This window comes from Proteus vulgaris, assembly GCF_023100685.1.
GTDB lineage: Bacteria > Pseudomonadota > Gammaproteobacteria > Enterobacterales > Enterobacteriaceae > Proteus.
The window spans coordinates 936764-952953 of sequence record NZ_CP090064.1; the positions used below are offsets into that span (position 1 = coordinate 936764).

Below are 16190 nucleotides of genomic sequence, written 5' to 3' on the forward strand. Positions count from 1 at the left end.
GTCTGGACTAATCATGCTATTAACGTTTGATGAAATCACAAAAGCGCTAGAAGATAAATTTTCTCCTTTAGGCGAAGATTTTAATGATTTCATTCTTTTTAAAAGGACAACACCTCTTACTGGTTTAGATTTACTAGAACAGATGCTAACACTCTCCCTTCCTGATGATTTTGCCTCTTTTATCTCTCTCTATAATTTAGATAATTTCTCATTATTTAATATCAGTTTTGGCTGTGGTGAAGATTATCTTGAAAGGCTTTTTATGCTAAATAGCCCCAATCAGTTTACTCAATGGTGGATTGGTGATGAACGGCCTGAAAACGTCATTGTTATTGCACTGTCAGATCCTTATACCCTCTTATTAAATACTCAAACAGGGAATATTTTTGTAATGACGAGTGAGTCATCTATGGATAGTTTCGAACATATTGCAGTGAATTTTTTTGCTTTTTTTCGCGCAGTTGCCACTCTGTTTTTAACGGATATTTCGCCAGATAGAATTATTGAGCTAACCTCATCTAAAACAACTTCATTTTGGTATCAATTAAAACCTGAATAAGATGAAAAATATAAAGAAAAAAGAGCTAGTTTATGATGGTTTTGAAGATGATTTTTATCAGTTAAATCATCTTATTCAATGCCCTTATTATGATGAAGATATGTTAGTTAGCGTAACGCAATTAAGAGACTTAAACAGCCTAGATAAAGATGTAAAACAGCAGGTAATAAATAAGGTTAAAGGACTGACTTTAAATTTAGGAATGCACTATAACTATGATGGATTATCGGTAATGTATGATATTCAAAAATCAAAAAAAGAAAATATGCAGTTGCTTGGCTTATTTGCTATTGGTGAAAGACAGCCTGCGCGGTATCAAATCATAGTCTTAGGGATATTTAGGATTAATTTATGAACACGGAATTTTATTTACGTTTAAGTATGCTATCTAAAACGCTCGACCACTTTTATTATCAAGAATTTGAAACTGAACAAGCCGAATACAGTAAAAATAAAGAAATAAAACAAGCCATTGTTCAGTTTATCCTTGAAATGAAAGAACATGGTGAACACGTATTAATTGATGAGGCTCTAAACCTTATATTTCATAATACTGGTTGCCATATTGATTGCGAAATTCTAGATGAAATCATGCCTCCTGTTATTGAACAAAAAATCATTACACCAGAATTGATTGATAAAAATCTGAGAGAAAATTCACCTATGGGGCGTTGGATTTAATACAATTGGATAATAATTATGATACTTTCATCGAGGAAATTTAAGTTAAGTATTATTATATTATTCTCATGCTGAATTTTTAGTAGAATTTATTCTTTATCAAGCCTAATTTATTATAAATAAATCTTATCTAACTTTATGTTGCAGTTGATATTGTGGTATAAATAAATTCAATTCTATATTGAAATAGTGAATCTTCAATAAGTATTATAAGGAAATAGTATGATTGGACCATATCAAGTATTAGACTATGAAAATAATTTAATTTTTTCATTTGAAAATTTAGTCGAATGTTATGACTATAAAAATACAAATAAAACACAATCATTTATTTTTATTGGATTGAAAGATAAAGTTTTACATCTTGAAAAAGGTAAGAGTTATTATGTGGTTTCTCAAAATTATGATGGTCGATTAGAATTTTCTTTTAATTTAATTAAATATCATTATTATGGAAATAACTTAATTGTAGATTCTTATTTTACTTCAGGGATGTATGTTTCTGGTGTGGTTTCATTACTTGAATTCCATGAGGATAGTAAAGAAAGAATTTGGTTGGAAATGAGTGGTGAATTAAAAAAAATATATATCTCAGCGAGTTATGTTAAAAATGGATTTCCTAGAAAAATTTTAAAAGATGAGTTAGTGATTGAGGGGAAATATATTCAAGATTACTATTCTTTCTTTTGTGAATTGGGATATTCCTTATTAGGTCCTTATGGTTATATGGGGAGTAATCTTGATGCAGTTAGAGATTTATTTATTGATATAGCTGAAATTCCAGAAAGAAAAATAACCTGGGTTGATAGTAATTTATCATTTATGGCTATTGATAGTACGATACCTTCTGGATATTATCCATCTCTAGCGGAAGAAATGGTTTCTATATTAGAAGATTTCTTTATTTTAGAATTAAAATAAAACTGTCATAAGTTTCAAGATAAAATAATAGTAGGCTATATTACTTTTATTAAGTTATGATTTGTTTTAACTAGTGTGTTAATCATGAGAAAAGATAAATTTATTATTAATGAAATATACAAAGAGTTATTTGAAGATAACCTAAAACAGTATAGTGAAAGATTAAATAGACAAGATCCAGAGAGTTATCATGAAGGTACTTTTTCTCAAGTGAATAAGATTTTTGTTAATTTATCAGAAAAAGAAAAGCAGTCAGTGATTAATATGATGAAAATCGTGATGACAGATACCGCATCAACAATATTCGGAATGCTAGACGGTACTCATTTTGTTAATAATATCGATGAAGATTTTCAGCTTATTTATGATAATGAAGAAATCCAAGGCGATCTTCAAGATCATTTTTTAGCGTTAGTGGAAGATAATAATAGTTAAATTAAAATTTATTCTGGCAAGGATCCAATTACTATAAAGGATATTACGCATTAAAATGAAAAAAATAGAAATTTACTCTGAAATGTTATGGTGGTCATTATCCCATATTCGAAATGTTCAAACACACAGTTTTATCCGTAAAGGAAAAAACAAATCCTGTGGTTTTGAAGCTGAATTACTACATAATGTTGTTGGTACTTTACCTACGGAAGAGATGACTAATAACGATATCCACTTTCTTAATGTACAGGCCAAGTATTACTTAGATAATGCTAGTGAAAGAATTTGTGATAATTATAATGTGCATAAGAAAAATATTAAGCGCTTATTTGAGATTGTACCTGAGCATTTAAAAGACCAACTAAAATGGGATGGGCCAGAATAAGAATGAAATATTTTGCTAGAGTTGTTGCCCTCAATCCTTATGTGGAAGAAGAAGTTACACTCTCTTTTGGTGAATATGAAATTTGTTGTTTTATTAATGAGCCCAATGTATTTGTGATAGGGGAGGTCTATTTAGTTGAGTTAGTATTAATGTTTTTTGATGATATTGAGATTAAACCATCAAATGATCACGTTATGTCGTTGACTCAAATTGGAAATTCTTTTGCTTATCAATTAAATGGTAAATTGCTTGATAATAAGTTTATTGTCACTAATTTAGTTTTTGAAGATGATCTATTTTATCAATATTCACATATTGAAAATCAGTATGTTATGTTGAAATCAGACAGAATTAACGTAGAAATAATTGAGTCTATTAGCAATGAGCTTTTTTAACGAAATCCAACAAAAAATCAGCATTACACTTTTCTTTTCTAATATGGGAAAGGGAAGCTTCGATGATAAAAAGATTATCTATTTTCAAAGTATCCAAGCTTGTTTTGAATCGTCTTTAAATGTTGAATGGTTGCCAACTTCTCCCACGCAAGATGATCCTTTCTATATAAAACAAGAATATCCCAAAGATTTGGTCGAGATGCGATTAGTCGTCAGTAAAGCCGTGATAGAGAGTCTAAAAGTTTTCTCTGTACCAGACAGTCAATTTCAATACGATGCACATAACTTCAAAATTGCAGCAAGAAATGCGATATGTTACGCATTTAGGCAGTATCTTACTGAAAAATACTTCAATTATGGTGACAGCTGGGAAAAGATCATTCAGATTTACTACCAAGGTCATTTTCCGATAGGTTTTTATAAAAAGAAATTAGTGGTGATTTAATCGTCAGTTGCTTAAAAAGAGTTTTCACTCACAGGGACAAATAGAATTAAATTTATTCTTTGCTATTGATATTAAAAAGTAACATTTACGCTACGCTGATTTTTCCTTTTAGTTATATATGATGTAAATAATATTTTTATTACTGAATCAGTGAATTATCTGCTTTTTATCTTTTTTAAGCTCTTATAATTCTACGTCCTTGTAACAAGTTCAGTCAGTTATTAGGCTATAATTAAAACAAATACGGTATTTATTTGATTTGATGGATAATTAGGTAATGAAATTTTATCTTGATTAGTCATATCAAGCTAAGGTTTAATAGCACGCTTCTCAATTGCGCAAATCATTATCTTTTTTGCTTTTTGTTGCGCAACAATGCGGTGGTGTAATGTTATTTTCCGCTTTGATCGTAAAAAATGCCGTGCAAATCAAAGAATTATTGCTTTATGCTAATTACGATAGCCACCTTTGTGGATTTTTTATATTGCGGTTTTTTGCCCGCATTGAGAGAATCAGCTATCTAGATGCTTTTTATCCGACTTGGAGTAGAAAATGACCACTCGTAAAACCCTTGCTAATGCGATCCGTTTTTTAAGTATGGATGCTGTGCAAAAAGCTAAATCAGGACACCCTGGCGCCCCTATGGGTATGGCTGATATTGCAGAAGTATTATGGCGTGATTTTTTAAATCATAACCCGACTAACCCTAACTGGGCTGATCGTGACCGTTTCGTATTATCTAACGGCCATGCTTCAATGCTGATTTATAGCTTACTGCACCTGTCTGGTTATGAAGTTTCTTTAGATGATCTGAAAAACTTCCGTCAATTGCATTCTAAAACACCAGGTCATCCAGAATATGGTTATACCGCGGGTGTTGAAACAACAACGGGTCCTTTAGGTCAAGGTATTGCAAACGCAGTGGGTTTTGCAATTGCAGAACGTACATTAGCGGCTCAATTTAACCGTCCTGGTCATGACATCGTTGACCACTACACCTACGCCTTTATGGGTGATGGTTGTATGATGGAAGGTATCTCTCATGAAGTGTGTTCTTTAGCGGGAACATTACAATTAGGTAAACTGATTGCATTTTATGATGACAATGGCATCTCTATTGATGGTCAAGTGCATGGTTGGTTTACTGATAACACAGCAGAACGTTTCGACGCTTATGGCTGGCATGTCATCAGTGGCATCGATGGTCACGATGCAGCAAGCATCAAAGCAGCTGTTGAAGCAGCAAAACAAATCACAGACAAACCTTCACTGTTGATTTGTAAAACCACTATCGGTTTTGGTTCTCCTCATAAAGCAGGTACTGCTGATTCTCACGGTTCTCCATTAGGTGATGCAGAAATCGCTGAAACACGTAAAGCGTTAGGTTGGGAATACGGCGCATTCGAAATTCCACAAGAAATCTATAAAGAGTGGGATGCGAAAGAAGCGGGTAAAGCAAAAGAAGCTGCATGGGATGCTAAATTTGCTGCATACGCAGCACAGTTCCCTGAATTAGCGGCTGAATTCAAACGTCGTGTTTCTGGTGAATTACCAGCAAACTGGGAAAAAGATTCCAAAGCATTTATTGAAAATCTGCAACAAAACCCTTCAAGTATTGCAAGCCGTAAAGCATCTCAAAATGCATTAGAAGCATTCGGTAAAGTATTACCAGAATTCATGGGGGGTTCTGCGGACTTAGCACCAAGTAACCTGACTATGTGGTCTGGTTCTAAAGCGCTGAATGAAGACAAAGCGGGTAACTACATCCATTATGGTGTACGTGAATTCGGTATGTCTGCAATTATGAATGGTATTGCATTACACGGCGGTTTCGTTCCTTACGGTGCAACCTTCTTGATGTTTATGGAATATGCGCGTAATGCAGTGCGTATGGCTGCACTGATGAAGATCCGCAGTATCTTTGTTTATACTCATGACTCTATCGGTCTGGGTGAAGATGGCCCAACTCACCAACCAGTTGAGCAAATGGCAAGCCTGCGTGTAACTCCAAACGTGAGCACATGGCGTCCATGTGACCAAGTTGAATCAGCTGTTGCATGGAAATATGCAATTGATCGTAAAGATGGTCCAACAGCACTGATTTTCTCTCGTCAAAATCTTGCACAACAACCACGTACTCCAGAGCAACTAGCAAATATCGAGAAGGGTGGTTACATCCTGAAAGATTGCGCTGGTACGCCTGAATTAATCTTTATTGCTACAGGTTCTGAAGTTGAATTAGCGGTTAGCGCTTATGATCAACTGACTGCCGAAGGCCGTAAAGTACGTGTTGTTTCTATGCCAGCAACAGATGCATTTGATAAACAAGATGCAGATTATCGTGAAGCAGTATTACCAACATCAGTGAAAGCACGTGTTGCTATCGAAGCTGGTATTGCTGACTACTGGTTCAAGTATGTTGGTTTAGATGGTGCGATTGTAGGTATGCGTAGCTTCGGTGAATCTGCACCTGCAAACGAATTATTTGAAGAGTTTGGTTTTACTGTTGAAAATGTGGTCACACAGGCAAAATCTTTACTTAAATAATCAATAAGTGTTAACAAGAGCACATTTTTGGGAAGAATTTCTCAGATGTGCTCTTTTTTTATCCTTCCATCTTTGTTTACTATTGCGATCTTCTCTCATTTCTCGTAATCTGATTATCAACAAGCTGAACCGTTTCAGTTAATGCTAAAATGTCGGTGACTGCACAATTTCTAGATTTACTTGATTTATCGTTGTTGATTAGTATCTTGCTCTATTATTCTAAGCGGTTGCAAATCACTAGTTATCAAGGAAGTCACATGACAATCAGAGTCGCTATTAACGGTTTTGGTCGTATAGGGCGTAATGTGTTAAGAGCGCTTTATGAATCAGGTAAACGGGCTGAAATAACGGTTGTTGCAATAAATGAATTGGCTGATGCACAAGGTATCGGGCATCTTCTCAAGTATGACTCCAGTCACGGACGTTTCGCTTGGGATGTACGAATTAATAACGATTTATTGCAAGTAGGTGATGATAGCATTCGTCTTTTTCATCATGCTGATATTACTGATTTACCTTGGGGTGAGCTTGGTATTGATGTTGTGCTTGATTGTAGTGGTGCTTATGGCTCTCGTACTGATGGCGAAGCTCATATTGCACAAGGTGCAAAAAAAGTGCTCTTTTCTCATCCAGGTACAACAGATTTAGATGCAACAGTGGTTTTTGGTGTTAATCAACATGAACTTAAAAAAGAACACCGCATTGTTTCAAATGCATCTTGTACAACAAATTGCATTATTCCTATCATTAAAATGATGGATGATGCATTTAATATAGAATCTGGAACAGTAACAACAATTCATGCAGCCATGAACGATCAACCCGTGATTGATGCATATCATAAGGATTTACGCCGTACTCGTGCCGCAGGACAATCTATCATTCCTGTTGATACGAAATTGGCCGCAGGAATTACTCGGATTTTCCCAAAATTTAAAGATCATTTTGAGGCAATTTCTGTACGAGTTCCTACAATTAATGTGACGGCAATTGATTTAAGTGTCACTGTAAAAACTGCTGTAAATGTGTTAGATGTCAATCGGTTAATTCAAAAATCAGCAACTGGCGCATTTCGTGGTATAGTGGATTACACAGAATTGCCATTAGTCTCAACTGATTTTAACCACGACCCTCATAGTGCTATTGTTGACGGCACTCAAACAAGAGTCAGTGGGCAACACCTGATCAAGACGTTAGTCTGGTGTGATAATGAATGGGGCTTTGCTAATCGGATGCTTGATACAACGTTAGCAATGGCTACAACTGGTTTTAAATAATCATGTTTTAATGACGGTGTCGCGTAAAATACAACACACTGAACAGAAGATTACTAAATTTTAGAGAATCAATGAGAGGATTCATCATGTCTGTAATTAAGATGACCGATTTAGACCTAGCGGGTAAACGAGTTCTTATCCGTGCTGACCTGAACGTTCCAGTAAAAGATGGTAAAGTAACTTCAGATGCGCGTATCCGTGCTTCTTTACCAACAATTGAAGCCGCGTTAAAACAAGGCGCTAAAGTGATGGTAACTTCTCACTTAGGCCGTCCTACCGAAGGTGAGTACAACGAAGAGTTCTCTTTAAAACCAGTTGTTGACTATCTGAAAGACAAATTAACCGCACCAGTTAGCCTTGCTAAAGACTATTTAAACGGTGTTGAAGTTAATGCCGGTGAATTAGTTGTTCTTGAAAACGTTCGTTTTAACAAAGGCGAAAAGAAAGACGACGAAACACTGTCTAAACAATACGCTGCATTATGTGATGTATTCGTAATGGATGCATTCGGTACTGCTCACCGTGCTCAAGCATCAACTCATGGTGTTGCTAAATTTGCACAAGTTGCTTGTGCTGGCCCACTGTTATCAGCAGAGCTTGAAGCATTAGGTAAAGCATTAGATAAACCAGCGCGCCCAATGGTTGCAATTGTTGGTGGTTCTAAAGTTTCAACTAAACTGACTGTATTAGATTCTTTATCAAAAATCGCTGACCAATTAATCGTTGGTGGTGGTATCGCAAATACCTTTATCGCAGCAGAAGGTCACCCAGTAGGCCGTTCTTTATATGAAGCAGACCTAGTTGATGACGCTAAAAAACTGATGGAAAAATGCGATATTCCAGTACCAAGTGATGTTCGTGTTGCAACTGAATTCTCAGAAACAGCAGAAGCTGTTTTAAAATCAGCAAGTGACATCAAAGACGATGAACAAGTGCTAGATATCGGTGATGTGACAGCTGAACGTTTAGCTGAAATCCTGAAAAATGCGAAAACTATCCTGTGGAATGGCCCAGTAGGCGTATTTGAATTCCCTAACTTCCGTAAAGGCACAGAAATCATTGCTAAAGCGATCGCAGATAGCGAAGCATTCTCTATCGCAGGTGGTGGTGATACGCTGGCAGCTATTGATTTATTTGATATCGCAGACAAAATCTCTTACATTTCAACCGGTGGTGGTGCTTTCTTAGAATTCGTTGAAGGCAAAAAACTTCCTGCTGTTGCAATGTTAGAAGAACGCGCTAAACAGTAATTAAGTCAGCTCATACAGGTAGAAAGTTATTTTCTACCTGTTCCAAATATAGGATCTTATTACATGTCTAAAGTTTTTGATTTCGTGAAACCGGGCGTCATCACGGGTGATGATGTACAAAAAGTATTTGCAGTAGCAAAAGAAAACAAATTTGCTCTGCCTGCGGTTAACTGCGTAGGTACTGACTCAATCAATGCTGTGTTAGAAGCTGCTGCGAAAGTTCGTTCTCCTGTTATTGTACAGTTCTCTAACGGTGGTGCTGCATTTATCGCAGGTAAAGGTCTTAAATCTGATGTGCCACAGCAAGCCGCTATTTTAGGTGCAATTTCTGGTGCTCACCATGTGCATCAAATGGCTGAATACTACGGTGTTCCTGTTATTCTGCACACTGACCACTGTGCGAAAAAATTATTACCATGGATTGATGGTCTGTTAGATGCAGGTGAAAAACACTACGCTAAAACAGGTAAACCACTGTTCTCTTCTCACATGATTGACTTATCAGAAGAGTCATTAGAAGAAAACATCGAAATCTGTGCTAAATATTTAGCGCGTATGGCTAAAATCGATATGACTTTAGAGATCGAATTAGGCTGTACTGGTGGTGAAGAAGACGGTGTTGATAATACAGGTATGGACAGTTCTGCTCTGTATACTCAGCCAGAAGATGTTGCTTACGCATATGAAAAACTGAGTGCGGTAAGCCCTCGTTTCACTATCGCAGCTTCTTTCGGTAACGTTCACGGTGTTTATAAACCAGGTAACGTTCAATTAACGCCAAAAATTCTGCGTAACTCACAAGACTACGTATCAGAGAAATTCAATCTGCCACACAATAGCCTAGATTTCGTTTTCCACGGCGGTTCAGGTTCTTCTGCTGAAGAAATCAAAGAAGCTGTTGGCTATGGTGTTATCAAAATGAATATCGATACTGATACTCAGTGGGCAACTTGGGATGGTATTTTACAGTTCTACAAAAAGAACGAAGGCTATCTGCAAGGTCAGTTAGGTAACCCTGAAGGTGCTGATAAACCTAACAAGAAATACTATGACCCACGTAACTGGTTACGCCAAGCACAATCATCAATGGTTGTTCGCTTAGAGCAAGCATTTAAAGAATTGAATGCGATTGATGTTCTGTAATTAATTCATTCATTTAAAATGAAACAAACCCGCTTACTTGGCGGGTTTTTTATGTCTGATAGAAAGTTATCAGGCAATTTGGTTATGATGATATTTATCTGCAAAATTAGGTATAAAGTTATGTTGATAATCAATATCTTTAGTCTCTATTAGAGATATCCGATCCCCATGAAAGAAGATCTAAAATTGAGATAAAGCAGATACAAAAAAGCGTCTATTAATGAATAGACGCTTAAATTAAGTAATATATTAACTGAAAGATTAGCCTGTGACTTTAACGCCTTTGCTTTCTTCTTTCATCATCCGGGTAAGTAGGGGCACTGTTGCCCACATAACCAGACCTACAATTAAGGTCACTATACCAATTTTACCAAACACATCGGTATAAATAGGTAAAGTCTGTAGTGGATCTGTAATACCTTCTGGTGCTGCTGTGAAGGTTGCAACATAACCACCTAACAAATAGGCCGTTGCTTGAGTTAAGAACCACATACCTAAAATAAAGCCCATCATATATTGCGGTACGAAAGCTGCAACCATGGCCAAACCTAATGCACTGATCATTAGCTCACCTAAACTCTGGAATAAATAAACCAGAACGATAAACCAAGGTGATGTTAAGCCTTGAGCATCTGCAAACCACATACCCGATGCGGCAGCTGTAAGGAATCCTAACGAGCACAGAAGCATTCCTGCGGTAAACTTCGCTGGCATTGAGAAGTCTTTGCCTTTCGCGCCTAAACGACTATATACGATGGCTAAGATTGGGCTAGCAATGATAATCCAGAATGGATTTAAAGCTTGGAAGCTTACAGGGTGGATCTCAAAACCCAATAAATTATGATGAACGTTGTGAATAGCAAAGAAGTTTAGTGAGGTTGGCATTTGTGCATAAAGAATGTAGAAAATAACAGCTTCTAACATCAGAACAAAAGCAACATACATTTTATTACGTGCAACACGGTCTTTTTGTTTAAATGCTTCACGGAAATAAATGAAGACAACAATAATAGACAAGCTGACTAAAACAATATTCGCAATCATTACGTTGTGCAGTAACCATGCACAAGCAAATACCATTGCGACAGACCCAGCAATGACTAATAGCAGTTTGTTGTAATTCATTGGTAAATGGTCTGGTTCAGAACCAATATTTGCTACCATCTTACGACAGAAGAAATAAACCAATAAGGCGATAATTAAGCCAATACCACAAATATTATAAGTCAGTCCATATCCATAATGATCGGCAAGTACTGGCGCAATAGATAAAGAAATTAATGAACCAACATTTATCGACATATAAAATAGCGTAAATGCGCCATCAAGACGGGGGTCTTTAGGTGGATAGCATTTTGCTAATAGGCTTGCAGGATTCGCTTTAAATAAACCGTTACCTACAGCGATAGTTCCTAATGCATAGAAAATTAAATTAGGATACATAATTGACATACCAGTCATGAAATAACCGATAGCCAAGACAATAGCACCTAAAACAATAGTTCGTTTTGTTCCTAATAAGTGATCACCAACATAACCACCAATAGAAATAAGCCCATAAACCAGTGCAGAAAATGCACCAAAAGTAATAAAAGCCTGTTCTTGAGAGAATCCAAGTTTACTAACAAAATAAACGGCAAGAATACCTTGTACGCCGTAGTAACCAAAACGTTCCCATAATTCTACAAAGAAAATCATAAAGAATGGTTTAGGCTGTTGTAATAAACCGACTTGAGCGGGTTTATCCATATCTGTAATGCCCCTAATTATTATTTATTTTTAACAACGATGTTATTTACTCAAACTTATGAGATATGTTACATGACGGTAACATTATCTGTCGCATTTAGAGTGATGTTTGCAAATTTAAGAAGGTAATCAGCAAGTCGAGTAGACTAATATATTGATGGAATGACTTCTCAAAGGTTGATCACACTGTAGGGAAGATTAATACCAGATTGAAAAAAATATTCATTAGTTTATTTTCAAATAAAGCTATTTAATTTGCTTTTGGTATAAAATTTCGTCAATAAGACTATTTTTTGTTTGTATTTTAATCTAATTAAAATAAATAAAGATACATGATGAAAGTGGAAAGAAAATATTTTTGATGATGTGACTGATTGATTATAGAAAGAATTTTTTCATTATAATTTAAAGATATTCTTTTATAACAAACAGATGTTAATAAAAGTTTAATAAAGACCTAAAAATTAGGAATTGATATTTAATTAAATAAGTATTCATTTATTTTGGATAAATATTTAATTTTATAAAGATATTATTAATAATAAAAAACGCCCTTATTGAAAGCGCGTTTTTATCTTGAGTCAGAAATAGCCAAAGTTTAAATGGAGATAGGTGCCAATTCATTTTTAACAGAATGGAAACGACGTTTAAAATAAATAAGTCCATCACCATCTTCACGTACAGCAATATTTTTAATTTCAGCCATATAAACAAAATGTGTGCCCACTTGGCGAACATCATAAATATCACCTTCTAAGCAGGCGAGTGCATTTGTTAATACGGGTTGTTGTAATTGTCCGTTTTGCCATCCTGGCTGGGTAAAGCGATCTGCCATCGCGAGCCCTGTCATTCCGGCGAAATGACATGCCATTTCTTCTTGCTCATGATTCAATATATTGATGCTCAATTTTCCATTTTCTTGAAAAATAGCGTTCATCTGACTTTTACTGTTGATGCAAACCATCACGGTAGGTGGGTTATCAGTAACGGAACATACTGCTGTTGCGGTTAAGCCACAGCATCCAGCATCGCCATTTGTTGCAACGATATTAACTGCCGCACCTAAGTTTGCCATTGCATCCCGAAAAAGTGGGTTAGCCTGTTTTTCCTCAGACATTATTTACTCCTACTGCCAGACTTCTCGTCTGTGGGCGTCTTCACTTAAAATAATTATTAGTTAGATAACTAAAAAATCACCTAACTACTCCGCTAACAAAGTTGTAATGTTATTGCCGGTCTCTTTGTTGCGTTGTTTTAAAGCCGTAACGCTACCGCGCATAAACAAAGATAGCAATCTTTCTTTGTTACAACCTGTTAACTTTATCTCAAAAAAATGTGAGACAACCTTATCGCTACGATCATTATTCCTAATTTATAACTAAGGTAATAGGCAAATCAGGCGACTTTTTTCAATAGATAGAGGGATAACACAAATTGTAAACTCATAATAATTGCATATAGGGCAAAAGGTTGAGAACAGAGGTGTTAAAACAAATAAAAGTGAAGGGTGATAAATTGCACAAAGAGAATAAAATTGCAAAAATTGAGTCAACTTTATTTATTTGTTAATATGAATAATTGTAACAAATAGTCTATTCTTAGAATATAGTCATTTTATAAACCATAAACAGCGGTACTTTTTCACTGTCTATATTGAGTGATTTTTCGTCCATTCACCTATAACACCATATAAAGAGCTTCTTGATTATGCATGAATCATTAACTATCGCGCTATTGCAAGCTCGGGAATCTGCGATGGGTTTTTTTCGACCTGTTCTTAAAGAGCATAATCTGACAGAACAACAATGGCGGATTATTCGAGTGCTTGCGGATAAGCGTTCTATTGATTTTCACGAATTAGCACAAAAATCGTGTATTCTTCGACCAAGCCTAACAGGCATTCTGATTAGAATGGAAAGAGACGAGCTAATTTGTCGATTAAAGCCTGTCAGTGACCAACGAAAACTTTTTGTTTCACTTTCTACAAACGGCCAAGATTTATACGATAAAATTCAGCCTAAAATTGAAGAAGGTTATCAATTACTTGAGCAAAAGTTTTCCACTGAAAAACTACAACGACTAGCTGGATTATTAAAAGAGCTGATTGCGCTTAATCCAGATGATATCGAACAATCAGAGAAATAATTTATTATTGATAATAAAAAAGGAGATGCAAGAGCATCTCCTTTTTGTTTGTTATGACTTAGATAATATTATTGTTTACCTAATACATGTAAGAAGTGGATGTGTTTTTCATACTGATCAAGAATATCGTGAATGATTTGTTCTTTCGTCCAGCCCATGACATCGTAGTCTTGTCCACCTTCTTTTAAATGAATCTCAGCGCGATAATATTTATGTTCTTCGTCTCTTTCTTCATCACTTAATCCAGCTAAAGCAAAAGCGGGTTGAGTATAAAAACGCAGACGAACTTCATAGAAGAAATTCATGTCATCGCCTAAATCGACTTCAAAACCAATTCGATCATCTTCATCGTTATGGATAATACATTGTGTCGCTTGTTTACTTAGCTCGGCAGATACCATTTCCATTGAGGGTTGGATCACTTCATCCATAAAACGTTTTACATGAGAACGTTTAGGGAAATAGGCAATATTTCTTAAACGGCGTTGCCAAGGGATCGGATTACGGCTTGCTGGTGGAGCAATTGTCGTTAATTGTTGGCTATCACGTTTATATACATCCACTCGCAATGCTTTTATTAACCCATAAATAGAAGCAAGCAATACCATTGAGAAGGGAAGTGCACTTGCAATAGTGACTGTTTGTAGCGCGGTTAAACCACCGGCTAATAATAAAGTAATTGCAGAAACACCCATTAAGCCTGCCCAGAAAATACGTTGCCACACAGGTGTTTCACTATCACCACCTGAAGCTAAAGTATCAACGACCATAGCACCCGAGTCAGCTGAGGTCACAAAGAAGACAACGACCATCAACATCGCAAAGAAGGATAAAACAGAAGAAAATGGGAAATAATTTAAGAACTCAAATAAAGCTAATGAGACATCTTTTTGTACGATATTTGCGAGAGCTTCTGCACCTTTATCTTTGATTAAATGAATAGCGGTATTACCAAAAACGGTCATCCAAAGTAAGGTAAAGCCAGCAGGAACAAACAGAACACCGATAACAAATTCACGAATAGTACGACCGCGAGAAATACGGGCAATAAACATCCCTACAAATGGGGACCATGAAAGCCACCAACCCCAATAAAGCAGAGTCCATCCACCTAACCAATCACTCGATTTTGGCTCGTATGCATAGAGATTAAAAGTTTTACTGACAATTTCGGATAGATATCCCCCCGTATTCTCAACAAATGATTTTAATATCAATACGGTTGGACCAAGGATTATGACTAATAAAAGAAGAACAACTGCCAATCCTAAATTCAGTTCAGATAAAAAACGGATCCCTTTTTCTAATCCAGAAACAACAGAAATGGTTGCAAGTCCTGTTATCACAACAATCAATACAACTTGCACGGTTGGATTAATAGGAACATCAAAAAGGTGATTTAAACCTGCATTAACTTGTAAAACACCAAAACCGAGAGAAGTTGCAACACCAAAAACAGTTCCCACAACGGCAAAAATATCAACAGCATGACCAATTGGGCCATGTATACGATCACCAATAATAGGGTAAAGAGCTGAACGCAACGTTAACGGTAAACCATGACGATAAGAGAAGAATGCTAAGATCAAAGCGACAATCGCGTAAATTGCCCATGCATGTAATCCCCAATGGAAGAAGGTTAGTCGCATCGCTTCTTTAGCAGCTTCTATGGTTTGTGCTTCACCCGTTGGAGGCATAAGGTAATGCATAACAGGTTCTGCAACACCGAAGAACATTAAGCCAATTCCCATACCTGCTGAAAAAAGCATGGCAAACCAAGCAAAATAGCTAAAGTGGGGACGTGCATGATCGGGGCCTAACTTGATCTGACCAAAGCGGGAGAACCCTAAATAAGTCACACTCAGCAAAACCAATGCTACGGCTAGAATGTAGAACCAACTCGCATTTGTGAAGAGGTTTTCCTGAAGATGACCTAGTTTATCATTAGCAAGTTCTGGAAATAGCGCAGAAAATCCAACGATTAATGAAATGAGTAGTGCTGATGTATAAAAAACGGGAGGATTAATTTTTATCCTAATTTTCTGAGGCGTTATATCGTTTTGTTGGCTCATAGTTAACCTATTTTTTGTTATTTTCCTAGAAAGAGACTTTTCGCTACCCTCTATCTGATTGTTTATGTCATCAGAAAAGAAAAGTTCATAAGAAAATTTGAATAAAACACCAAATTGGAAAGATGCTTTATAAAAGAACGGAAGTCAGTTATTTTTTCCGTAAAATGAAGAAAAATATAATTAAAT

At 36.0% G+C, this 16190-nt stretch carries 16 protein-coding genes; 13 read left to right on the forward strand and 3 right to left on the reverse strand.

What is annotated here, in order from left to right; all coding sequences use genetic code 11:
• Positions 1 to 13: 13 nt before the first annotated feature.
• The 12 genes from LW139_RS04425 (at position 14) to fbaA (ending at position 10038) form a co-directional block, all read left to right on the forward strand.
• Positions 14 to 559 (forward strand): nuclease, encoded by a 546-nt coding sequence (locus LW139_RS04425; RefSeq protein ID WP_227336490.1) that lies wholly within the window; start codon positions 14 to 16, stop codon positions 557 to 559.
• A gap of 1 nt (position 560) precedes the next feature.
• Entirely contained in the window at positions 561 to 914 is a 354-nt protein-coding gene (locus LW139_RS04430) for a hypothetical protein (RefSeq protein ID WP_227336491.1), read from the forward strand.
• Entirely contained in the window at positions 911 to 1240 is a 330-nt protein-coding gene (locus tag LW139_RS04435; protein WP_247850681.1) for a hypothetical protein, read from the forward strand. Before LW139_RS04430 ends, LW139_RS04435 begins: the two co-directional genes overlap by 4 nt.
• A gap of 222 nt (positions 1241 to 1462) precedes the next feature.
• Positions 1463 to 2161, forward strand: coding sequence for a hypothetical protein (locus LW139_RS04440; protein WP_247850682.1), 699 nt, complete (start codon positions 1463 to 1465; stop codon positions 2159 to 2161).
• 84 nt (positions 2162 to 2245) lie between these two features.
• Complete coding sequence (locus LW139_RS04445) at positions 2246 to 2596, forward strand: hypothetical protein (RefSeq protein ID WP_247850683.1); 351 nt, start codon at positions 2246 to 2248, stop codon at positions 2594 to 2596.
• Positions 2597 to 2651: 55 nt separating this feature from the next.
• Positions 2652 to 2981 carry a hypothetical protein gene (locus tag LW139_RS04450; protein ID WP_109407884.1) on the forward strand — a complete coding sequence of 110 codons (330 nt, stop codon included), beginning with the start codon at positions 2652 to 2654 and terminating at the stop codon, positions 2979 to 2981.
• Between the two features lie 2 nt (positions 2982 to 2983).
• On the forward strand, positions 2984 to 3376 hold the full coding sequence (locus tag LW139_RS04455; protein WP_088493575.1) for a hypothetical protein: 393 nt from the start codon (positions 2984 to 2986) through the stop codon (positions 3374 to 3376).
• Complete coding sequence (locus LW139_RS04460; protein ID WP_247850684.1) at positions 3363 to 3821, forward strand: hypothetical protein; 459 nt, start codon at positions 3363 to 3365, stop codon at positions 3819 to 3821. The genes LW139_RS04455 and LW139_RS04460 overlap by 14 nt, the downstream gene beginning before the upstream one ends.
• A 552-nt stretch (positions 3822 to 4373) precedes the next feature.
• On the forward strand, positions 4374 to 6368 hold the full coding sequence (gene tkt / locus LW139_RS04465; protein ID WP_227336498.1) for a transketolase: 1995 nt from the start codon (positions 4374 to 4376) through the stop codon (positions 6366 to 6368).
• 257 nt (positions 6369 to 6625) lie between these two features.
• Positions 6626 to 7645, forward strand: a complete 1020-nt coding sequence (epd, locus tag LW139_RS04470; RefSeq protein ID WP_166540212.1) for an erythrose-4-phosphate dehydrogenase — start codon at positions 6626 to 6628, stop codon at positions 7643 to 7645.
• 86 nt (positions 7646 to 7731) lie between these two features.
• Positions 7732 to 8895, forward strand: a complete 1164-nt coding sequence (gene pgk, locus LW139_RS04475) for a phosphoglycerate kinase (protein ID WP_109407880.1) — start codon at positions 7732 to 7734, stop codon at positions 8893 to 8895.
• Between the two features lie 63 nt (positions 8896 to 8958).
• Positions 8959 to 10038, forward strand: a complete 1080-nt coding sequence (gene fbaA, locus LW139_RS04480; protein WP_072070716.1) for a class II fructose-bisphosphate aldolase — start codon at positions 8959 to 8961, stop codon at positions 10036 to 10038.
• A 261-nt stretch (positions 10039 to 10299) separates the two neighbouring features.
• Here fbaA and dtpB read toward each other — a convergent pair whose 3' ends face one another.
• Both dtpB and hpaC read right to left on the reverse strand, forming a co-directional pair.
• The gene (dtpB, locus tag LW139_RS04485) at positions 10300 to 11787 is read right to left on the reverse strand and encodes a dipeptide/tripeptide permease DtpB (protein ID WP_166540210.1); all 1488 of its coding nucleotides are present in this window, start codon (positions 11785 to 11787) and stop codon (positions 10300 to 10302) included.
• A gap of 598 nt (positions 11788 to 12385) precedes the next feature.
• Positions 12386 to 12904 (reverse strand): 4-hydroxyphenylacetate 3-monooxygenase, reductase component, encoded by a 519-nt coding sequence (hpaC, locus tag LW139_RS04490; RefSeq protein ID WP_109407878.1) that lies wholly within the window; start codon positions 12902 to 12904, stop codon positions 12386 to 12388.
• A 590-nt stretch (positions 12905 to 13494) separates the two neighbouring features.
• Between hpaC and hpaR the strand changes: the two genes are divergently transcribed.
• The gene (gene hpaR / locus LW139_RS04495) at positions 13495 to 13932 is read left to right on the forward strand and encodes a homoprotocatechuate degradation operon regulator HpaR (RefSeq protein ID WP_166540209.1); all 438 of its coding nucleotides are present in this window, start codon (positions 13495 to 13497) and stop codon (positions 13930 to 13932) included.
• A 68-nt stretch (positions 13933 to 14000) separates the two neighbouring features.
• Here hpaR and betT read toward each other — a convergent pair whose 3' ends face one another.
• Positions 14001 to 16004, reverse strand: coding sequence for a choline BCCT transporter BetT (gene betT / locus LW139_RS04500; protein WP_227336499.1), 2004 nt, complete (start codon positions 16002 to 16004; stop codon positions 14001 to 14003).
• Between the last annotated feature and the right edge of the window lie 186 nt (positions 16005 to 16190).